21 protein-coding genes and 1 tRNA gene are annotated in these 19,167 nt (G+C 61.1%); 9 read left to right on the top strand and 13 right to left on the bottom strand.

The features are described from left to right. Positions 1 to 173: 173 nt before the first annotated feature. Both IB244_RS04935 and IB244_RS04930 read left to right on the top strand, forming a co-directional pair. On the top strand, positions 174 to 1,397 hold the full coding sequence (locus IB244_RS04935) for a murein L,D-transpeptidase family protein (protein WP_018857755.1): 1,224 nt from the start codon (positions 174 to 176) through the stop codon (positions 1,395 to 1,397). 4 nt (positions 1,398 to 1,401) lie between these two features. Beyond that, on the top strand, positions 1,402 to 1,626 hold the full coding sequence (locus IB244_RS04930; protein ID WP_018857754.1) for a sulfurtransferase TusA family protein: 225 nt from the start codon (positions 1,402 to 1,404) through the stop codon (positions 1,624 to 1,626). Position 1,627: 1 nt separating this feature from the next. Here IB244_RS04930 and IB244_RS04925 read toward each other — a convergent pair whose 3' ends face one another. After that, entirely contained in the window at positions 1,628 to 2,788 is a 1,161-nt protein-coding gene (locus IB244_RS04925) for a CobW family GTP-binding protein (protein WP_018857753.1), read from the bottom strand. A gap of 12 nt (positions 2,789 to 2,800) precedes the next feature. Then, on the bottom strand, positions 2,801 to 3,925 hold the full coding sequence (locus IB244_RS04920; RefSeq protein ID WP_025661862.1) for a D-alanyl-D-alanine carboxypeptidase family protein: 1,125 nt from the start codon (positions 3,923 to 3,925) through the stop codon (positions 2,801 to 2,803). Positions 3,926 to 4,082: 157 nt separating this feature from the next. Here IB244_RS04920 and IB244_RS04915 point away from each other — a divergent pair, with 157 nt between their 5' ends. Further along, a complete protein-coding gene (locus IB244_RS04915; RefSeq protein WP_018857751.1) occupies positions 4,083 to 5,246 on the top strand; it encodes a M20 aminoacylase family protein in 1,164 nt (387 codons plus the stop codon). A 72-nt stretch (positions 5,247 to 5,318) separates the two neighbouring features. After that, positions 5,319 to 5,395 (top strand) — tRNA-Arg (locus IB244_RS04910). A 139-nt stretch (positions 5,396 to 5,534) separates the two neighbouring features. Here IB244_RS04910 and IB244_RS32015 read toward each other — a convergent pair. Next, complete coding sequence (locus IB244_RS32015) at positions 5,535 to 5,726, bottom strand: hypothetical protein (protein WP_245267958.1); 192 nt, start codon at positions 5,724 to 5,726, stop codon at positions 5,535 to 5,537. A gap of 16 nt (positions 5,727 to 5,742) precedes the next feature. Here IB244_RS32015 and IB244_RS32010 point away from each other — a divergent pair, with 16 nt between their 5' ends. Continuing rightward, positions 5,743 to 6,003 (top strand): hypothetical protein, encoded by a 261-nt coding sequence (locus IB244_RS32010; RefSeq protein WP_156828757.1) that lies wholly within the window; start codon positions 5,743 to 5,745, stop codon positions 6,001 to 6,003. A 40-nt stretch (positions 6,004 to 6,043) separates the two neighbouring features. Here IB244_RS32010 and IB244_RS04900 read toward each other — a convergent pair whose 3' ends face one another. Genes IB244_RS04900 through IB244_RS04885 form a run of 4 tightly spaced genes read right to left on the bottom strand, consistent with a single transcriptional unit; the run spans position 6,044 to position 9,542 of the window. Then, the gene (locus tag IB244_RS04900; RefSeq protein WP_113470276.1) at positions 6,044 to 6,841 is read right to left on the bottom strand and encodes a 3-methyl-2-oxobutanoate hydroxymethyltransferase; all 798 of its coding nucleotides are present in this window, start codon (positions 6,839 to 6,841) and stop codon (positions 6,044 to 6,046) included. A gap of 29 nt (positions 6,842 to 6,870) precedes the next feature. Then, positions 6,871 to 8,097, bottom strand: coding sequence for an NAD(P)/FAD-dependent oxidoreductase (locus IB244_RS04895; protein ID WP_169681363.1), 1,227 nt, complete (start codon positions 8,095 to 8,097; stop codon positions 6,871 to 6,873). 10 nt (positions 8,098 to 8,107) lie between these two features. Beyond that, positions 8,108 to 8,422, bottom strand: a complete 315-nt coding sequence (locus IB244_RS04890) for a MocE family 2Fe-2S type ferredoxin (protein ID WP_018857747.1) — start codon at positions 8,420 to 8,422, stop codon at positions 8,108 to 8,110. A gap of 31 nt (positions 8,423 to 8,453) precedes the next feature. Continuing rightward, complete coding sequence (locus tag IB244_RS04885) at positions 8,454 to 9,542, bottom strand: fatty acid desaturase family protein (protein WP_026371841.1); 1,089 nt, start codon at positions 9,540 to 9,542, stop codon at positions 8,454 to 8,456. Positions 9,543 to 9,685: 143 nt separating this feature from the next. Here IB244_RS04885 and IB244_RS04880 point away from each other — a divergent pair, with 143 nt between their 5' ends. Then, positions 9,686 to 10,717 (top strand): LacI family DNA-binding transcriptional regulator, encoded by a 1,032-nt coding sequence (locus tag IB244_RS04880; RefSeq protein WP_192241120.1) that lies wholly within the window; start codon positions 9,686 to 9,688, stop codon positions 10,715 to 10,717. A gap of 25 nt (positions 10,718 to 10,742) precedes the next feature. Here IB244_RS04880 and IB244_RS04875 read toward each other — a convergent pair whose 3' ends face one another. Continuing rightward, entirely contained in the window at positions 10,743 to 11,387 is a 645-nt protein-coding gene (locus IB244_RS04875; protein ID WP_113470297.1) for a ThuA domain-containing protein, read from the bottom strand. A gap of 175 nt (positions 11,388 to 11,562) precedes the next feature. On the opposite strand from IB244_RS04875, the gene IB244_RS04870 reads away from it, so the two are divergent. After that, positions 11,563 to 11,709 (top strand): hypothetical protein, encoded by a 147-nt coding sequence (locus tag IB244_RS04870; RefSeq protein WP_167354926.1) that lies wholly within the window; start codon positions 11,563 to 11,565, stop codon positions 11,707 to 11,709. A 7-nt stretch (positions 11,710 to 11,716) separates the two neighbouring features. Here the strand turns inward: IB244_RS04870 and IB244_RS04865 are convergent, their stop codons facing one another. Then, positions 11,717 to 11,983, bottom strand: coding sequence for a BON domain-containing protein (locus IB244_RS04865; protein WP_112660330.1), 267 nt, complete (start codon positions 11,981 to 11,983; stop codon positions 11,717 to 11,719). Between the two features lie 192 nt (positions 11,984 to 12,175). Between IB244_RS04865 and dxr the strand changes: the two genes are divergently transcribed. Next, positions 12,176 to 13,369: a 1-deoxy-D-xylulose-5-phosphate reductoisomerase gene (dxr, locus tag IB244_RS04860; protein ID WP_113470273.1), complete on the top strand. Its 1,194-nt coding sequence runs from the start codon at positions 12,176 to 12,178 to the stop codon at positions 13,367 to 13,369. Between the two features lie 33 nt (positions 13,370 to 13,402). Here the strand turns inward: dxr and hemA are convergent, their stop codons facing one another. The 4 genes from hemA to IB244_RS04840 form a co-directional block, all read right to left on the bottom strand. Further along, positions 13,403 to 14,617 carry a 5-aminolevulinate synthase gene (gene hemA, locus IB244_RS04855; protein ID WP_169681369.1) on the bottom strand — a complete coding sequence of 405 codons (1,215 nt, stop codon included), beginning with the start codon at positions 14,615 to 14,617 and terminating at the stop codon, positions 13,403 to 13,405. 193 nt (positions 14,618 to 14,810) lie between these two features. Continuing rightward, entirely contained in the window at positions 14,811 to 15,608 is a 798-nt protein-coding gene (locus IB244_RS04850; RefSeq protein ID WP_018855711.1) for an FAD binding domain-containing protein, read from the bottom strand. Between the two features lie 12 nt (positions 15,609 to 15,620). After that, entirely contained in the window at positions 15,621 to 17,966 is a 2,346-nt protein-coding gene (locus tag IB244_RS04845; RefSeq protein ID WP_192303262.1) for a xanthine dehydrogenase family protein molybdopterin-binding subunit, read from the bottom strand. Between the two features lie 81 nt (positions 17,967 to 18,047). Continuing rightward, positions 18,048 to 18,539 carry a (2Fe-2S)-binding protein gene (locus tag IB244_RS04840; protein ID WP_018855713.1) on the bottom strand — a complete coding sequence of 164 codons (492 nt, stop codon included), beginning with the start codon at positions 18,537 to 18,539 and terminating at the stop codon, positions 18,048 to 18,050. 268 nt (positions 18,540 to 18,807) lie between these two features. Here IB244_RS04840 and IB244_RS04835 point away from each other — a divergent pair, with 268 nt between their 5' ends. Beyond that, on the top strand, positions 18,808 to 19,071 hold the full coding sequence (locus IB244_RS04835) for a glycine zipper domain-containing protein (protein ID WP_025662706.1): 264 nt from the start codon (positions 18,808 to 18,810) through the stop codon (positions 19,069 to 19,071). The last annotated feature ends 96 nt before the right edge of the window (positions 19,072 to 19,167 follow it).

Here is a 19,167-nt window from a genome sequence, read left to right as displayed (position 1 = left end):
CTGCGCCGTGAATGAGGCCAAACCTTGGCCACAATAATGTTATCAATAACATTACTACTTGCGGGGGACGCGAGCGCGCTTCATAGGCTGCTAAGAGTTTGTGAACCATAGTCAGCCTATGATTCGCTCCGCGTGCCGGGACCGGGTTGCATACTGTTGATGGGCTTTTTTGAATGCGCATTCGTCATTTTGCATATGTTTCCCTGATGGCGCTGGCTTTGGCCGGCTGCAACGATGCATTGGAAACCGCCCAGGTCGATCTTTCCAGCGTCAAGAACAAGGTCGAGCAGCCATTGCCGCCACGCATCCTGTCCGAGATGTCGGCCAAGAGCATGCAGCGCAACTCGCCGATCATGATCCGCATCTTCAAGGAAGAAGGCGCGCTGGAGATCTGGAAGGCGAAAACCGACAATCGCTTCGACAAGATCGCCGACTACAAGATCTGCGCCTGGTCTGGCCGCCTCGGCCCGAAGGTAAAAGAGGGCGACCGGCAGGCCCCGGAAGGCTTCTACAACCTGACGCGCGCCAATCTCAATCCGAACTCCAAATACTACCTCGCGATCAACACCGGCTTTCCGAACCGCTATGACGCTGTGAACGGCCACAATGGCACCAACCTGATGATTCACGGCGCCTGCTCTTCGTCGGGCTGCTACTCGATGACCGACCAGCAGGTACTGGAGATCTACGCCTTTGCCCGTGACGCCTTTGCCGGCGGCCAGTCGACAGTGCAGCTTCAGGCCTTCCCCTTCCGCATGACCGCGGAAAACATGGTGCGCCATCGCCTGAACCCGAACATCGAGTTCTGGAACATGCTGAAGGTCGGCTACGACAATTTCGAGGTCACCAAGCGTCCTCCCGAGGTGAATTTCTGCGAGAAGAAATACGTCTTCAACCAGCAGTCAACCGACAATGGCGAGTTCAATCCGGCCGGCAAGTGCCCGGCAATGTCGACGCCGCCGGCGCTGACCGCCGCGCTTGCCTCCTACGGCAAGACCTACGATGCCGACTACGCCAAGGCCATGAAGAAGTATGATGGCATGGCCTGGTACGACCCGAGCGAGGCGGAGCGCAAGGCCGTGGTCGCTAAGCTGCGAAAGGGTCGCGAACTGGCCTATGCACCGACCGGCACCTCGCTGGAGGCGGGCAAGATGGTCAAGGTCGCGGACCTCGAAGAGATGATGGCGAGCAAGACCGCGTCCGCGGTTGCCGCAAATGCGGCGCCCAATGCTACGCCGGCATCCTCCGAAGCAAAGGAAATTGCCGTCGCCGCTGCCGTTCCGGCTCAGGTTCCGATCCCAACGCCGAGCCCGCTGGCATTCGCGCCGGTACAACAGCCCGAACCGGTGGAAGTCGCCTCGAAGAAGCCGTTCTGGAAATTCTGGGGCAGGGACTGACGGCGTGAGCGCCATCCTCTATGACCTACGCGGGCTAAAGTGCCCGCTTCCCGTGCTGAAGACCCGCCGCAAGATGTCCTCCCTTCCGAGCGGCTCACTGATCCGCGTCGAAACGACAGATCCGCTCGCTGGCATCGACATCCCTCATTTCTGCAACGAAGACGGCCACGAACTGATCGAGGCTGAGACGACGGAAGGCGGCCACCGCTTCCTCATCCGCAAGCGATAGATTAAAATCGCATTCCCGGCACGGCAAGCGGATTGTCGTGCAGCGCGGTGCGATCCGGCGTGTCGATGCGCGGCTTGCCGAGAAACGCGTCGAACAGATCCTTGACGAAGGCTTCCGGCAGATCCTTGGTGATCAGCACCATGCGCGTGCGCCTGTCCTGAGGGTCGGGCCATGCGGGCAGGCGCGATGGCTGATGGAAGATGCTCTGCACGCCGTGAAGCACCAGCGGCCGATCCGGGCGGTCCGAGACCGCGACGATCGCCTTCATCCGCAGCAGCTTGTCGCCATGCGCCGAACGCAAGAGATCGATGAACATGTCGAGCGCCATCGGGTCGATCGGCTTGTCCTCGACGATCGAGAAGGACCGGATCGATGCATCGTGGCGGTTCACATCATGTGGGTCCTGGTGATCGTTCCCGTGATGATGATGGTGATGGTCGTCAGCACCATGGTGATGATGGTCATGCTGGTGATGCGCCTCATGCGCATCCTCATCCCGCAGCCAGCGTCCGACGTCGGCAATCTTGTTTGTCGGATCGTAGAGGCCGTTGACGAGCACACTGACCTGCCCTGCTTCGGCGCTGTCGGCATCCATCAATGCGGCACGCGGATTGAGCGCATCGAGACGCGCCTCCAGTGCTTCCAACACGTCTGGCGAAGCCATTGTCCGCTTGGAGAGAATCAGCCGATCGGCAACCGCGGCCTGCTTCACCGCTTCCTCGTGATTGTCGAGGGTCTGCGAGCCGTTGACTGCATCGACCACCGTCACGATGCCATCGAGGTCGAAATTGGTGGCGATGATGGGGTTGCCCATGATCGCCTGCATGACCGGTGCCGGATCAGCAAGGCCGGTCGTCTCGATCACGACGCGCTTCACCGGCTTGACGCGGCCCGTCTGTACCGCGTCCATCAGATTTGCGAGGGTATCGACGAGCTCTCCGCGCACCGTGCAGCATAGGCAGCCGTCCGACAGTTCGATGATCGCATCGCCCGAGCTTTCCACCAGTAGATGATCGATGCCGACATCACCGAACTCGTTGATGATCACGGCGGCGTCCTTCATCGCCGGATCCTTGAGGATCCGGTTCAGCAAGGTGGATTTGCCGGCGCCAAGAAAGCCGGTCAGGATGGTGACCGGTATCCGATCGGAAACAGCGCTCATGTCAAAGTGGCCTCAGAAAGTGGTCGGGCGTGGCAGCGGAACCGGGACCTTGGCAATCGTTCCCGCGGTATCCGCGGTCGCCAACTTGTCCGGCTGCGGTTCGTTCTGGCCCGGGATCAGTCCTGCGAAGACGAAGTTGGGGTCGTGGTCCATTTCCTGGATATAGGGAGACTGAACCTTCATGCGGCCCACTTCGTCGCGCGTTTCGCTGCGGACCTTGGCACCCTTGGCGCTGCAGATATCGGCGGTAATATCGGCGACCTGATCCTGACCCGGGCCATAGGGCCGTAATGAACTGAGCGTATCGGGCGCGGCAAACTGCGAAGTGAAGCCCTTTTGCAGCAGGTCGGCGGAGGCATCCGCCCGCGCCGCAAGACTGTCCGTGCCGAGCACGACAGAGATCAAGGTACGGCCGTTGCGCGTCGCCGAACCGATCTGGTTGAAGCCCGAGGCGCAGATGAAGCCCGTTTTCATGCCATCGGCGCCGGCAAAACGACCGATCAGCACGTTGATGCTCGGCACGTTCTTGGTGCCCGTCGTGATGCCTTCAAGCGAGAAGTATCCGGCGTATTGCGGGAACTCGCGACGAAGCGCCACGGAAAGGACCGCAAGATCGCGCGCCGTCGTATACTGGCCCTTGCCGGGCAGGCCGTTCGGATTGACGAAATGCGAGTCGGTCATGCCGAGCTTCGCCGCCTCGGCGTTCATCTTCAGCACAAAGGCTTCCTGCGTTCCGCCGACGGCCTCGGCAACGGCAACCGCAATGTCGTTTGCCGACTTGACCATCAGGATCTTCAGCGCGCTGTCGAGCGTCAGCTTCTGTCCCGGCTTGAAATACATCTTTGCCGGCGGCTGGGCTGCCGCCCGCTTGCTCATGACGATGGGGGTATCGAGGCTGATCTGGCCGGCGCGAACCGCGTCGAAAACCGTATAGACGGTCATGAGCTTGGTGAGCGAAGCCGGATACCATTTGCGGAAGGCTTCCTCGTGCTCCAGCACGCGGCCGCTCTGCACATCCACCAGAATATGCGGATTCGCATAGGCCTGAGCGGAGGCCGAGAGCGCGATGGCGGCTGCGGAAGCTACGATTGAAAGCGGCCGCAAGGCGGCAAGCAAACGGTTCTGGCGCGTCAACACGGTTCGTCCTTAAAGATGTCCGGAAGTCTCGAAAGTTTCCCCTATTTAACGTATATGGCCATGACATGGCAAAGGGCCTTGATTAAGTTATTTCTGCGGCATCGTGTCCTTGCGACCCGATCCCGTCCCCGTTTCGATTTCACGACAGGAAGCTGACATGCCGATTTTGAACAGAGCCGCCGAACTTCAAGACGAGGTGACAGAGTGGCGCCGGCATATCCATGCACGCCCCGAACTTCTTTTTGCGGTCGAGAACACCGCCGCCTTCGTGGCTGAAAAACTCAAGGAATTCGGCGTCGACGAGATCGTCACCGGCATCGGCAGGACCGGCGTCGTCGGTCTGATCAAAGGCAAGGGCGAGGGCGGGCGCACCATCGGTTTGCGCGCCGACATGGACGCGTTACCGCTTACCGAAATCAGCGGCAAGCCCTGGGCTTCCACGACACCTGGCAAGATGCATGCCTGCGGTCACGACGGCCATACGGCCATGCTGCTCGGCGCGGCCAAGTATCTGGCCGAGACGCGCAACTTCAACGGCAACATCGCGGTCATCTTCCAGCCCGCGGAAGAAGGCGGCGGCGGTGGCAACCTGATGGTCAAGGACGGCATGATGGAGCGCTTCGGCATCGAAGAGGTCTACGGCATGCACAATCTGCCGGGTCTTCCTGTCGGGCACTTTGCCATCCGTAGCGGCGCGATCATGGCCGCCACCGACGAATTCACCATCGCCATCAAGGGCCGCGGCGGCCATGCGGCCCAGCCGCACCGCACGATCGACCCGATCGCCATCGGCGCTCAGATCGTCAGCAATCTGCAGCTGATTGCCTCCCGCAATGTCGATCCGCTGCGTTCGGTCGTCGTCTCGGTCACCAAGTTCAACGCGGGCTTCGCCCACAACGTCATCCCGAACGACGCGACGATCGCCGGCACCGTGCGCACGCTCAATGAGGAGGTGCGTAACCTCGCCGAAACCCGCCTGAAGCAGGTCGTCAACGGCCTCGTTGCCGCCCACGGCGCAGAGGTTGATATCGACTTCAACCGGAATTATCCCGTCACCTTCAACCACGCGACGGAAACCGGCCACGCCGTCCGCATCGCCGGCGAGATTGCTGGCGCAGGCAACGTCAATGCGGAGATCGACCCGATGATGGGCGGCGAGGATTTCTCCTACATGCTGAACGCCCGTCCCGGCGCCTTCATCTTCATCGGCAACGGAGACACGGCCGGCCTGCACAACCCCGCCTACGATTTCAACGACGAAACCATCGCCCACGGCATTTCCTACTGGGTGCGGCTCGCCGAACAGCGCCTCGGCGCCTGAAATCTGACGTCAGTTACACATGCAAAAGAGCTTGGCTTCCGGCCAAGCCTTTTGTATGCATGACGCTCAAGTGGTCCCGTAGCTCAGCAGGATAGAGCATCAGATTCCTAATCTGAGGGTCACGCGTTCGAATCGCGTCGGGATCACCATTATTTTCAGTAACCGTGTCGTACTGCGCGCTTCCGCTCTGAGTTCAGGGCAACGGAACCGGCGCGTCGCTGAGCGTTCGCAGATATGCGATCACGTTCAGTCGATCAGTTTCATCAGGCGCTCCACGAATCTCCATGTTTACGCCTGGGGTTGTGAGGGTTGGACCGGCGAGAAAAATGTTGAGGTCCTCGAACGTCCAAGTCCCCTCCCACGCCAACAGGGAGTTGTCAGGGCGGCACCGGCGATCGGCAGACCGATCGCCGACTCCTTGTTCACGTTGGCGCCGCGCTTGATCAGCAACTCTGCCGCTTCGGGATGTTCGCTACGAATGGCCAGGAAAAGAGGATTGGCTCCCTTTGTCCTGCTCTTCGATGTCAGCCCCGGCGTCGAGGGCGGCCGCGATGGCAGTCGGGTCGCCGCTCTTCACCGCCTCGTGAAGTGGGCGGCCTTGCGTAGCCCACGCATCGGTCTTCCCCTCCGCCAACACGATGATCGCGAAGCATATACCCCGATCCCCCACCCGAATAGCTCGATCTGCCTTGCCGGCGGTCACGCGCGCCTTCTCGACCCACTGGGCGGCAATCATTTCCACGTGCCAGCGAGGTAGTCAGGCGATGAGGAGAGAAACGCTTTTGGTCTCCGACTACCTAAAGCCGTGACAAAAAACCTTCCAACTCCTCCCCATCGACAGACACGCGATGCCGTTCCTCCGGATAGGCGCCGCTGGCGATGTCGGTAGCGTATTCGCGGAATGCCGCGATCCGTTCAGCCTGGATGCGGTCATATTCGGCCGCCAGGTTGCGATAGACCTTGGCATGGCGCGGATATTTCCCGCGGTTTAGGCCGAGCACGTCCTCGGAGAAGAGATACTGGGCGTCGCATCCGCTGCCGGCGCCCATGGAGATCATGAGCATGGAGGTGCGTTCAGAAATCGCTGCCGCTACCTCGGCCGGCACGACCTCGATCTCCGCGCTGAAGGCACCCGCGGCCTCCAGATCCTTCACTTGCTTGTAGACAAGAGCCGCCGTTTCGGCCGTCTTGCCGACCGCGCGAAAGCCGCCCGTCCATGTGGCATGCGACGGGATAAGCCCCGTGTGTCCGCAGACCGGAATATGCTCGTCGCGCAGCCGCCGGATCGTCTGCAGGCTGGCGGCGCAATAGATGGCATCGGCCGAGGCCGCCCGCATCTTTACCGCCGAGCGCAGGATCTCATCGGTGGTGGCGCCGCTCTGGCCGTATTCGCCACCCGGAATGGCAAAACGCCCCGGGGCGGCATCGCGGAACCGCGGATCGAAAAGAAGTTCCGGCGGCACGGAAATCAGGTCGATGCCGGCAGCCTCGGCCGCTTCCGCCTCTTCGAGCGACACGACGCGCAGCATGCTGAGCTGCCGCTTGCCCTTCATCGCTAGGAGGTCATGCACAGTCGGTCGCAGTTGTTTGCCCATCGCCGATACCTTGAGAATGCGGCAGCCAGTCAGGCGGCCAGGAGGGATTTCAGTTTGACGCTGCTTGCGACAAGCGCTGCCGGATCCGGATGCGCGCGCGCCGCAATCAGCATTTCGGCAAGCCGGATATCGCGCGCGACCACGTTGCCGCGACCGATGCCGCTGGCCGCAAGCAGCCTGCCGGCTTCATCGAGATGAAAGAGAATGAAAGCGCCGTCGCCGAGGTCGCGGCGCAAATGCTGAACGGCGCCCTCCGCGAGGCCGACGATCTGCAGCGTTACGTCATACTGATCGGACCAGAACCAGGGAACGGCGGAAACGGATGTGCCAAGCCCCATCATGTTGGCGGCGGCCAATGCTCCCTGTTCCTGGGCATTCCGCCAGGATTCGAGCCGCACACGCCGGCCGCCATAGATCGCGAGGGGGAACGAGCAGCAGTCGCCGGCTGCGTAGATGTCAGGCGCCGAGGTGCGCAGGAATTCATCGACGGCAATCCCATTGTCGATTGTGAGACCGGCCCGCGCGGCAAGCTCCGTATTGGGAGTGGCGCCGATTCCGATAAGCACGAGGTCCGCGCCGATCATATTGCCGTCGGACAGGTGGACAACGGCCTTTTCGTCGTCTTCCGCAATGGCTGTTATAGCCACCCCGCAGCGGATATCGACGCCCTCGAGCGAATGCCGTTCGCAGATCACCCCGGCAACTTCCTCCGGGACGCCGCGCTTCAGCACGCGTTCCAGGCCCTCGAGGACCGTTACGGAAGTTCCGAGCGCACGCGCCGTCGCGGCAAGCTCCAGGCCGATAAAGCCGCCGCCGATGATGACAATATGCTTTCCGGGCACCATTGCCCTGCGAAGTGCCACCGCATCGGCATGGGTGCGCAGCGAGCAGATATGCTTGCTGTCCTCGGCAATATCAGGAAGCACCCGCGCACGGGCGCCGGTCGCGAGCAACAGCTTGTCATAGGCAATGGTAGAGCCATCGGAAAGCGTAACGGACTTTGCTTGACGGTCGAGATCCTGAACCGTCAGGCCGGTCAGCAGACTGATGCCGCCTGCGGCATATCTCTCCAGTTCGGCGATGAATTTCGGTTCCTCAGTCCCTTGGTCGGACGCCTTTGAAAGCGGCGGCCGCTCGTACGGCGCGAGCGCCTCGCTTCCAATCAGCGTGATCTCGCCGTCAAATCCCTTTTCGCGGAGGGCAAATGCCGCGCGGGCGCCGCATTCCCCTGCCCCGATGATCACGAAATGGGTCATGACAGCCTCCTCAGATCGAGATGAAGACAGCGCCGTCTTCGACCTTCACGGGATAGGTGCCGAGGTTGACGCAAACCGGCGCTCCCTTCGCCTGCCCCGTTTTGTAGTTGAAACGGCCATTGTGCTTGGGACATTCGATGATCTCGTCCATGACCAGGCCGTCGGCCAGATGGACCTGCTCGTGCGTGCACAATCCGTCCGTTGCAAAGAATTCATCGTCGGGGCTGCGATAAACCGCGAACGTCCTGCCCTGGTGATCGAACCGCATCACGTCCTCTTCGTCGATGTCCTCGACGGCACAGACCTCGATCCAATTTCCGCTCATCTCGTCCTCCCAGGCTTATGCTTGGCGTTGTTTATTGGGCAGCCGGCGCAAGCTCGGCGTGGAATTCCTCGCGATAGGGACGCGCCGTCGCCGGCAGTTCGCGCTTCAGGAAATAGTCCTCATTGCGCAGCTGGCGCAGGAATGCCGGGAGCATCTCGCGATAGCCGGACCAGATCGACGGGTTTGCCGCCGGCAGGTCGTGCTTGATCATCGCATGCAGGCGCGGCAGCGCATGGTAGGGCACCATCGGGAACATGTGGTGCTCGACGTGATAGTTCATGTTCCAGTAGATGAAGCGGCTGATGGGGTTCATGTGAACCGTGCGGCTGTTCAGACGATGGTCGATGACATTGTCCGCGAGGCCCCCATGCTGCAACAGTCCGGTCAGCACATGATGCCACGCGCCATAGAGCCTGGGCAGGCCAATCAGCACCAGCGGCAGGATGGAGCCCATCGCAATCGCAACGGCGATCGTCGCGACATAGATGGCAAGCCAGATGCGGGCGATAAGTATCGCGCGGGGCTGTTCCATCTCGGGGATGAAGGTCTTCTCCTCTACGCCGATGACGCCGACGGCATTGCGCAGCATGTCGACCATCGCGTGCCAGACATCGAGAATGCCGAAGAAGTTCAGGATCAGCCGCAGCAGATCCGGCGGACGCATTACCGCAATTTCGGGATCGCGGCCGACGATGACAGTGTCGGTATGATGGCGCGTATGGCTCCAGCGCCAGGTCACCGGATTGCGCATGATCATGAAGCAGGCGATCTGATAGACCGCGTCGTTCATCCAGCGCGTCTTGAAGGCCGTGCCGTGACCACACTCGTGCCAGCGGCTATCCGATGCCGAACCGTAAAGCACCCCATATGCCAGAAAGAAGGGCACGCAGAGCCACGAGCCCCAGAAGTAGACGCCAAGTCCGCCAAGGAGGATCATTGCGCCCAGCCAGATGATCGTGTCAAGGATAGCCGGAGCGTCGGAGCGCTGCATCAGCGCTTTCATGTCCTTGCGCGCAACCTCGGTGTGATACCACTCGGCGGCGGCCAATCCCATGTCAACGGCTGTGCGGCCGCTTTCACCGAGCAGGCTGTAGTCCCGCTTCCTCGTCTGATCAGCCATCTCAACCTCCCGCATGCCATCCCTCCCGGCCTATGCAGACGAGAATATGTTGACTTTCATCAAGCGACAATGCAGCCTTGATGTATTCTATCAAAAGACATCATTGCGACCACATCACAATGATGGATTCTTGCAAGGACCGAATGGTGAAGCGACCGACAATACAGGATCTGGCGAATGCTTCGGGCGTCAGCGTCGCGACGGTCGATCGTGTGCTGAACGGCCGGCATCGGGTTAGGGAGGAGACGGCACGGCGGGTCTATAACGCGGCGGCCTCTATCGGCTACCATGCGGTCGGCTTGCTCCGGCAACGGGTATTCCAGGACCTCCCGCATCATCGGCTGGGCTTTCTTCTGCAGCGTCCGACGCAGTCGTTCTACCAAACGCTCGCCAGGGAAATCGAGCAAGCGGCGCATGCCAACACATCGTCTCGCATAACCGCCCAGATCGAATATGCGACGGCGTCCACGCCTGCTGCGATCATTGAAAAGCTGAAGCTTCTCGCCAGCCGCAACCAGGCGATCGCATTGGTCGGTCCGGACTATCCGGCCGTCGCGGCCGAGGTTGAAGATCTGAAGGCCAGGGGCATTCCTGCCTTTTCCATTCTGTCCGATCTCGCCAGTGGCGTGCGACAGGGTTATATCGGGCTGAACAATCGAAAGGTCGGCCGCACGGCCGCCTGGATGATCGCAAAGGCTGCCAAGAAACCCGGCAAGGTCGCCTGCTTCGTCGGTAGCCACCGCTATCATGGACATGAACTGCGCGAGATCGGCTTCCGCTCTTATTTTCGAGAGAACGCCCCGGATTTCGAGGTTCTCGAGACGCTGATCAACCTCGAAACCCCTGAAATAACGCACGAAGCCACCATCAATCTCCTCAAGCAGCACCCTGATCTCGTCGGCTTCTATGTCTGCGGCGGCGGCATGGAAGGCGCGATCTCCGCCGTTCGCGAAGAAGGTCTCGCCGGCAAGCTTGTCGTCGTCGTCAACGAACTGACGCCGGACTCGCGCTCGGCACTCGCCGACGACGTGGTGACCATGGCGATCGCGACGCCCGTCAGGAACCTCTGCACCGAGCTGATCACATTGATGACAACCTCGATAGGATCAGAGGACGACGCGGTCCCGGGTCAATCGTTCCTGCCCTTCGATATCTACACCTCGGAGAACATCTAGCCCTGCCGGCGACCCGTCCTCCGCCTTAGCGCCGTGCGGCCCAGGACAATCCGCGTCGAAGAATGAGGCGCATATAGGGGTGGTCGAACTCGCTCGCGACATGGCCGAGAGCGGAATAGAACACACGCCCCTGTCCGAACTGGCGCTTGAAGGCAACGGGCATTGTCACGTTGCGGGCGGCCGAATCATACTCTCCGGAAAAGCGCGTCGTCGCCAGGATTTCGACCGACGGATCGTAGTGGAGGTAGTACTGCTCGGACCGATAGTCGAAGTCGGGAATCCCCGCCATCACAGGATCATGCTGACGGGTCACGTTGACGCGGAAATCGATGATGTTGCCGGGATGGGAGACCCATGTTACCCCGGAGACATACCGGAACGGTGCGCTCTCCTTGAATGAAGTCGCCAGCGCGCCGTGATGCCCCCCGAGGCCGAGACCGCCGCGCACAGCCTCCACCAGCGCGTCTGCGTGCGCCTTCTCGATTTTCTCGCCGGTAACTACAGGCACGAGCAGATCGGCGCCCGCGATCACAGCTGACCCGAAGATGCCAAGGTCGCCGGTCACCTCGACGGCAAAGCCATCCTCGCGCAACAGGTCCGCGACGCGGTGGGCGCACGCTTCAGGCTCGTGGCCGCTCCAACCGCCCCAGACGATGATCGCTTTGCGCATAAGCACTCCCTTGCCGAACACATTGGGCCGCCGAGAGCGGCCAGATCTTCTTTACGACAAGACGGGTCGAGCAAGCCAGTGCAAGCCTTGCCGGACCATATTTTCTTCCGACTCTCGGAAGGCGGAACTTTCCGACCCGTTCTGCGTTTCGCGGAAAACGGAGGGAGTGCTCGCCATGCGTATGAAACTGACGTTGCTTGCATTCGCATATCTTGTCGTCAGCGGCCTGTTGCTGGCAACCACCTATAAATCGGCGGGACCGATCACGACGCCAAAGACAGATCGGGTCGCAGCCTTCCAGATGGAACGCTTCGCCGGCTGAGGGATAACTACGCTACCTTGATATCATTGCGCACGGGCCGCGTTCCCGCGAGAGCGCGCGCGACGGCGGTTGCACGCTCGATCTCGGCTGCCGTGGCAACCATGCCGGTCAGCACGACCTCACGACCTTCAAGCGTCACCTTCACATCAGCCGCATCAATCCCACCAGCGACAGCCAAGGCATTCGCTACGGCCTCCTCGAGCGCGGCATCCTGGTTAGCTCCAGTCTCGGGTTCGAAGGGTTCGCCATAGAACGTCGGTTGCTTGAAAACCATGTGCCTTCCTCCTGTCTCGATTACGAAACGCAGCAATTGGCCGATTGGTTTCGCGCCACCCTGTTAGACATGGCAAGGGAGGGCAACCGCCCTCTCCCGGATTCGCTGGATTTCTGCTGCGCCGCACACTTGCCGCTCATTTCAATCCCCTGTACAGCCAGAGCCAATGCAAGAGTTTTGGCGAAATCACCGATGATGGCAGGCGAAAGTGCGCCGAGGCGCCTCAGTATTTTTGGCTCAACCGGCTCGATCGGACAAAATACGCTCGACGTTATCGAGCAGTTGGGCGGTCGGGACTGCTATGAGATCTCCGTCGTAACGGGCAACGAGAACGTCCAGCTTTTGGCGCAGCAGGCGAAATCGTCAGGCGCCAAGCTTGCGGTCACCGCCAGCGACGGCAAATATCACTCGCTGAAGGAAGAACTGTCCGGCAGCGGCATTGCGGTTGCCGCCGGCGTATCGGGCCTGGCTGAGGCCGCCGACCTCGAGGCGGATTGGGTGATGGCCGCCATCGTCGGCACGGCCGGCCTCGCGCCGACACTGGCCGCCGCCCGCAAGGGCGCAACGATCGCGCTCGCCAACAAGGAATGCCTGGTGTCAGCCGGCGACTTGTTCGTCGATGCAGTGGCAAAGGGCGGCGGACGGCTGATCCCCGTCGACAGCGAACACAGCGCGATCTTTCAGTCTCTCGACGAAGACCAGCGGCACGCCGTCGAACGGATCATCCTGACGGCTTCGGGCGGTCCGTTCCGCACCTGGTCGCGCGCCGACATGGCGAATGTGACCGCTGCAACGGCGCGAGCGCACCCGAACTGGTCGATGGGACTGAAGATCTCGGTCGGAAGTGCCTCGATGTTCAACAAGGCGCTGGAGATGATCGAGGCGAAGCATCTCTTCGGCGTTCGCCCGGACCAGATCGAAGTGATCGTCCACCCGCAGTCGATCATTCACTCGATGGTCGGCTACACGGATGGATCGATCATCGCCCAGCTCGGCAGCCCCGATATGCGGACGGCGATCGGTTACGCGCTCGACTACCCGCGCCGACCGACACTGAACGTCGAGCGACTGGATTTCGCCAAGCTCTCGCGCCTCGACTTCGAGGCACCGGATGAACAGCGTTTCCCGGCGCTCAGACTGGCGCGCACCGCGCTGGAACGCGGCGGCCTACAGGGCGCCATCATGAATGCGGCCGAGGAAATTGCGTTTCACGCGTTTGTCGAGGAACGGATCGGCTTCCTGTCCATGGCCGACATTGCCGAAGCGGTGATGGACAAGATGATCGCAACCGGCGAAGCGAAGACGATGGACGACGTCTTTGCCGCCGATGCCGAAGCCCGCAGGCTCGCTGCCGAACTGGTAGCCCTCAGCGAAAAGGCCGCCTGACGGCGGCCCAATCTTTTCCCAAACAATGTACCTTTAGGCCACGTGCCGCGCCAGCGCGCAGCGCGCCCAGAGCGAATGCAGCGCCTCGACGAGATGTTCGATGTCGGCGTCGCTGTGCAGCGGCGTCGGAGTGATGCGCAGCCGCTCGGTCTTCTTCGGCACCGTCGGGTAGTTGATCGGCTGCACGTAGACACCGCAATTGTCGAGCAGCAGGTCGGAGATCCACTTGCACTTGGCGGCATCGCCAACCATGACCGGCACGATGTGGCTCGGGTTCGGCATGTGCGGAATGCCGCGCTGATCGAGCAGCGCCCTCAGCTTGCGGACACGATCCTGGTGGCGCGCCCGCTCGAACGGGCTGACCTTCAGATGCTGGATCGAGGCAACCGCACCGGCAGCAAGGGCCGGCGGCAGCGCCGTCGTGAAGATGAAACCAGAGGCAAACGAGCGGATGAAGTCGCACAGCGCCGTTGAGGCGGCGATGTAGCCGCCCATGACGCCGAATGCCTTGCCGAGCGTGCCTTCGATGACCGTCAGGCGGTCCATCAGGCCCTCGCGCTCGGCAATGCCGCCGCCGCGCGGTCCATACATGCCGACGGCATGGACTTCGTCGAGATAGGTCATCGCGCCGTATTTGTCGGCGAGGTCGCAGATCTCCTTGATCGGGGCGATGTCGCCATCCATCGAATAGACCGATTCGAAGGCGATCAGCTTCGGCGCCTTCGGATCGGCGGCGGCCAGCTTGGCTTCGAGATCATGGATGTCGTTGTGCTTCCAGATCACCTTGTCGCACTTGGCGTAGCGAATGCCTTCGATCATCGACGCATGGTTCAAGGCGTCGGAGAAGATGATCAGGCCGGGGATCTTGGCGCCGAGCGTGCCGAGCGCTGCCCAGTTGGAGACATAGCCGGAGGTGAAGATCAGCGCCGCTTCCTTGCCATGCAGGTCGGCCAGTTCGTGCTCGAGCAGAACGTGATAGTGGGTGGTGCCAGAGATATTCCGGGTGCCTCCCGCACCCGCGCCACAGTGATCGATGGCATTCTTCATCGCCTCGATCACCTTCGGGTTCTGGCCCATGCCGAGATAGTCGTTGGAGCACCAGACCGTGACTTCCTTCGGGCCGTCCGCCGTGTGTCGCGTGGCGCGCGGAAAGCTGCCGCGGTGACGCTCAAGATCGGCAAAAACGCGATAGCGACCTTCGCTGTGAAGGCCATCCAGCTCGCTTTTGAAAAACGCTTCGAAATCCATGTCATGCTCCAGTGTCGTGCGAGCGTTTGTTGCCAACCGACGCACGCACGTCAACCCTTTGCCATCGCTTTACCATCAACTGCGGCAAAAGGCCCATAGCCTTGAATTATTTTAATTCGAAAAAGCTCGTTTTGGCCAGACGCAGCGAAGAATCGCGAGGCAGACACGCCGCCTCGCGATCCGACCGTTTGTGTCAGCCCGCCTCGGCGACGGCGCGTTTGGCCATCACTTTGATCAGGTTGGCGCGGTATTCCGCACTCGCATGCAAATCCGACATCAGTCCGGCAGGATTGACATCGATGCCAGCGATCGAACCGGCGGACCAGTTCGCTTTGAGGGCGGTTTCCATGGCGGTTTCGCGGAAGACGCCGTTGGCTCCCGCCCCGGTGACGGCAACCCTTACGCCACCAGCGCCCTTGGTAACGAAGACCCCCGTCATCGCATAACGCGATGCCGGATTTGGAAACTTCGAATATCCCGCTTTCTCGGGCGTCTCGAAACTGATGGCGGTGACCAGTTCACCATCTTCCAAGGCCGTCTCGAACAAGCCGGTAAAGAAATCGTCAGCAGCAATCTCGCGCTTGTTGGTGACGATGCTGGCATTCAGCGCCAACATGGCCGAGGGATAGTCCGCCGCAGGATCGTTGTTGGCAATCGAACCACCGATCGTGCCCATATGACGGACATGCGGATCGCCGATCATGCCGGCAAGGTCGCAGATGGCGGGACAAACCGCACGCAGAGCCGCTGATGCAGCGACTTCGGCGTGCGATGTGGCCGCCCCGATGGTCACCTTGCGACCATCGACCTTGATGCCCTGCATCGCCGGAATATGCCTGAGATCGACGAGGTCGCTCGGCGCGGCGAGACGCTGCTTCATCGTCGGTATGAGCGTCATGCCGCCGGAGACATATTTGCCTTCGGATGTTCCCGAAATCATCCTGACGGCTTCATCGACCGAGGACGCGCGGTGATAGTTGGTCTGATACATCGTCGTTCCTCCTCAATGAACCGCGCGCGCTGCCATCCACACTTTCTGTGGTGTGGCGGGCATCGTCAGCATGTTGTTGCCGATGGCATCGGTGATGGCATTGATGAGTGCCGGAGGAGACCCGATCGCGCCAGCCTCGCCGCACCCCTTGATGCCGAGCGGATTGCTCGGGGACGGCGTTACCTGATGCGACACCTTGAACGACGGCAAGTCGTCGGCGCGCGGCATGGCGTAGTCCATGAAACTTGCCGTCAACAACTGACCGTTCTCGTCATAATGCACGCCCTCGAGCAGGGCCTGACCGATCCCCTGCGCAATACCGCCATGCACCTGGCCCTCGACAATCATCGGATTGATGATGTTGCCGAAATCGTCCGCAGCGACGAACTGGATGATCTCGGTCTTGCCGGTTTCCGGATCGACCTGGACTTCGCAGATATAGCAGCCGGCGGGGAAGGTGAAGTTGGACGGGTCGTAGAAGGCAGTTTCCTTCAGCCCCGGCTCCATGCCGCCCGGCAGGTTGTGTGCGGTGTAGGCGGCCAGCGCCACCTGGAACCAGGGAAGGCTCTTGTCTGTACCGGCAACCTTCACCTCACCGTTCTCGATGACGATATCGCCTTCGTCGGCTTCCATCAGATGGGCGGCGATCTTCTTGGCCTTGGCTTCGACCTTGTCGAGCGCCTTGACCACAGCAGACATGCCGACAGCGCCTGAACGCGAGCCGTAGGTGCCCATGCCCATCTGCACCTTGTCGGTGTCGCCATGCACGATCGACACGCTCTCCAGCGGAACGCCGAGACGATCCGACACAAGCTGCGCGAATGTCGTCTCGTGCCCCTGCCCGTGGCTGTGCGACCCGGTGAGCACTTCTATCGTGCCTACCGCATTGACGCGAACCTCTGCCGACTCCCACAAGCCGACGCCCGCACCAAGCGATCCGACCGCCTGCGAGGGCGCTATGCCGCACGCCTCGATGTAGCAGCTCATGCCGAGACCGCGCTTCAGGCCGCGGTTGGCAGCCTCGGCCTTGCGCGCCGGGAAGCCGTTCCAGTCGGCCGCCTGCATCGCCGCATTGAGCGATGCTTCGTAGTCGCCCGCGTCATAGTTCATGATCACAGGCGTCTGATGCGGGAAGGCCCGGATGAAGTTCTTCCGCCGCAACTCGGCGGGCGAAATACCAAGCTCGCGGGCCGCCGTTTCCATCGTCCGTTCAAGCAGGAAGGTCGCCTCGGGACGGCCGGCACCACGATAGGCGTCAACCGGCGCGGTGTTGGTGTAGACCGTCCGCACGTTGGCATGGATGGCCGGAATATCGTATTGGCCGGACAGCAGCGTCGCGTAGAGATAGGTCGGAACCGCCGACGAAAACAGCGACATATAGGCGCCGAGATTGCAGATGGTGTCGACCTTCAGCCCGATGATGCGATGGTCGCTGTCGAAAGCCATTTTGACCTTGGAGACGTGGTCGCGGCCATGCGCATCCGTGAGGAAGGCCTCCGTGCGATCGGAGTTCCATTTCACCGGCACGCCTGTTTTCTTGGAAGCCCAGAGACAGACGATCTCCTCAGGATAGATGTAGATCTTCGAGCCGAAGCCGCCGCCGACATCTGGGGCGATCACCCGAAGCTTGTTCTCGGGCGCGACATTGTAGAACGCGCTCATCACGAGGCGCGCGACATGCGGGTTCTGGCTGGTCGTGTAGCAGGTATAGTGATCTTCGGCAGCGTCATAGATACCGAGCGCAGCGCGCGGCTCCATCGCATTGGGAGACAGGCGGTTGTTGTGGATCTCGATTTCCGTGACGTGCGCCGCTTCGGAAATGGCCTTGTCGGTTGCCGCACCATCGCCGAGCTGCCAGTCGAAGATCAGGTTGTTCTGAGCTTCCGGATGAAGTTGCGGCGCTCCTGGTTTCAGCGCCTCGACTGCCTCGACGACCACAGGCAATTCCTCGTAGTCGATGACGACGGCTTCCGCGGCATCGCGCGCTTCGGCGAGCGAGTCTGCGACAACGATGGCAACGGCATCGCCGACATAACGAACGGTCTCCACCGCCAGCGGGCGCCAGGCGCCCATCTTCATCGGCGAACCATCCTTCGAATGGATCATCCAGCCGCAGATGAGGTTGCCGATCCCGTCAGCGAGCAACTGCTTGCCATCAAGCACGTCGATAACACCCGGCATTGCCTTTGCCGAGGCGGCATCAATCCTCGTGATCTTGGCATGCGCATGCGGACTGCGGATGAAATAGGCGAATTTCATGCCCGGCACGACCATGTCGTCCGTGTAACGGCCCTTGCCGGTCAGGAACCGCTTGTCTTCTTTTCGTGCGACGCGCGCACCAATTCCTTCAACACCCATAATGTCCTCCCAATGGGGTTTCGGGCCTGGCATTCCGCCAAAGAGAATCGTGTTCGGCAGTCAGCCAGACAATCCTGAGAGCTACTCGGCCGCCTGCTTGGCAGCGCCATGCATCTGCTCGTTGGCAGACAGAACGGCTTTGACGATGTTGTGGTAGCCGGTGCAGCGACAGATATTGCCGTCGAGCTCATGGCGGACCGTTTTCTCGTCCAGATCGCCTCCGTGGCGCGAAATCATGTCGACGGCCGTCATCACCATGCCTGGCGTGCAGAATCCACATTGCAGGCCGTGGTGTTCCTTGAAGGCAGCCTGAACGGGATGCAGCTCACCGTTGCTGGCAAGCCCCTCGATGGTGGTGATCGTCGAACCCGACGCCTGGACGGCAAGGATCGAGCAGCTCTTCACTGACTTGCCATCCATGTGAACGACACAGGCACCGCATTGGTTGGTATCGCAGCCGACGTGCGTTCCCGTCAGGCCGAGTTTTTCGCGAATAAAATGGACAAGAAGCGTACGCTCTTCACAGTCACCGCTGACTGCCCGGTCGTTCACCGTCAGTTTCACTTTCGCCATGATTTCCTCCTCGCGCCTCCTCCAGGCGCGGACGGTATCATTTGACGTTTTCGCTTTGGGATCAACCACTACTTTAGGGAGGCTAATTAAAATTCAGCGCGTTCGGTTGTGGCGCATTTGCGCGCAATTGCACCACCAATTGTGCGAAAGCGGAAGCCGAAGGCAGGGTCGCTGCTTTTGCGCCACAGTTTGACGGCTAGCATGACAAAAAAGAATCAGGGACGGCCACAGCTCTTATTGAGGGCGACCAACCTAGGAGAATATTTTGATAAAGAAGATTGTCGCATTCGCCTTGATCGGCCTGTCGATCGCAAGCTGTACACCGACTGAGCGCGGGGCAGGCATCGGCGCAGCCTCCGGCGCGATCATCGGCGGCGCGGTGACGGGAAATGTACGCGGGGCAGCCGTTGGCGCGGCGGTCGGCGGCGTTTCGGGCGCTCTTATCGGCCGCGTCGCGGAGCAGCCGGGACAGTGCTACTATCGCGACGAGTATGGCCGCCGGTATATCGACGATTGCCGCGGCGACTATTGAGCCGGTCCGAAATCATCTCGAATCCCGGGTTCGGCGCCCGGGATTTCTTTTTTTTCCACCATTTCAGCGGCTAAGCGATTTAAAACGGTACACGTC

Source organism: Rhizobium sp. RHZ02 (assembly GCF_014851575.1).
Lineage (GTDB): Bacteria > Pseudomonadota > Alphaproteobacteria > Rhizobiales > Rhizobiaceae > Rhizobium > Rhizobium altiplani.
The sequence above is the reverse complement of the archived record's forward strand: the minus strand, read 5'-3'. Positions and strand labels throughout refer to the sequence as shown.

Excerpts from the sequence above, each read along its gene's own strand:
- dxr (WP_113470273.1), top strand. The coding sequence starts at position 12,176 with ATGATGGCAGGCGAAAGTGCGCCGAGGCGCCTCAGTATTTTTGGCTCA.
- IB244_RS04895 (WP_169681363.1), bottom strand. The coding sequence starts at position 8,097 with ATGACCCATTTCGTGATCATCGGGGCAGGGGAATGCGGCGCCCGCGCG.
- IB244_RS04880 (WP_192241120.1), top strand. The coding sequence starts at position 9,686 with ATGGTGAAGCGACCGACAATACAGGATCTGGCGAATGCTTCGGGCGTC.
- IB244_RS04915 (WP_018857751.1), top strand. The coding sequence starts at position 4,083 with ATGCCGATTTTGAACAGAGCCGCCGAACTTCAAGACGAGGTGACAGAG.
- IB244_RS04865 (WP_112660330.1), bottom strand. The coding sequence starts at position 11,983 with ATGGTTTTCAAGCAACCGACGTTCTATGGCGAACCCTTCGAACCCGAG.
- IB244_RS04850 (WP_018855711.1), bottom strand. The coding sequence starts at position 15,608 with ATGTATCAGACCAACTATCACCGCGCGTCCTCGGTCGATGAAGCCGTC.
- IB244_RS04870 (WP_167354926.1), top strand. The coding sequence starts at position 11,563 with ATGCGTATGAAACTGACGTTGCTTGCATTCGCATATCTTGTCGTCAGC.
- IB244_RS04840 (WP_018855713.1), bottom strand. The coding sequence starts at position 18,539 with ATGGCGAAAGTGAAACTGACGGTGAACGACCGGGCAGTCAGCGGTGAC.
- IB244_RS04890 (WP_018857747.1), bottom strand. The coding sequence starts at position 8,422 with ATGAGCGGAAATTGGATCGAGGTCTGTGCCGTCGAGGACATCGACGAA.
- IB244_RS04875 (WP_113470297.1), bottom strand. The coding sequence starts at position 11,387 with ATGCGCAAAGCGATCATCGTCTGGGGCGGTTGGAGCGGCCACGAGCCT.
- IB244_RS04900 (WP_113470276.1), bottom strand. The coding sequence starts at position 6,841 with ATGGGCAAACAACTGCGACCGACTGTGCATGACCTCCTAGCGATGAAG.
- hemA (WP_169681369.1), bottom strand. The coding sequence starts at position 14,617 with ATGGATTTCGAAGCGTTTTTCAAAAGCGAGCTGGATGGCCTTCACAGC.
- IB244_RS04885 (WP_026371841.1), bottom strand. The coding sequence starts at position 9,542 with ATGGCTGATCAGACGAGGAAGCGGGACTACAGCCTGCTCGGTGAAAGC.
- IB244_RS04935 (WP_018857755.1), top strand. The coding sequence starts at position 174 with ATGCGCATTCGTCATTTTGCATATGTTTCCCTGATGGCGCTGGCTTTG.
- IB244_RS04925 (WP_018857753.1), bottom strand. The coding sequence starts at position 2,788 with ATGAGCGCTGTTTCCGATCGGATACCGGTCACCATCCTGACCGGCTTT.
- IB244_RS04845 (WP_192303262.1), bottom strand. The coding sequence starts at position 17,966 with ATGGGTGTTGAAGGAATTGGTGCGCGCGTCGCACGAAAAGAAGACAAG.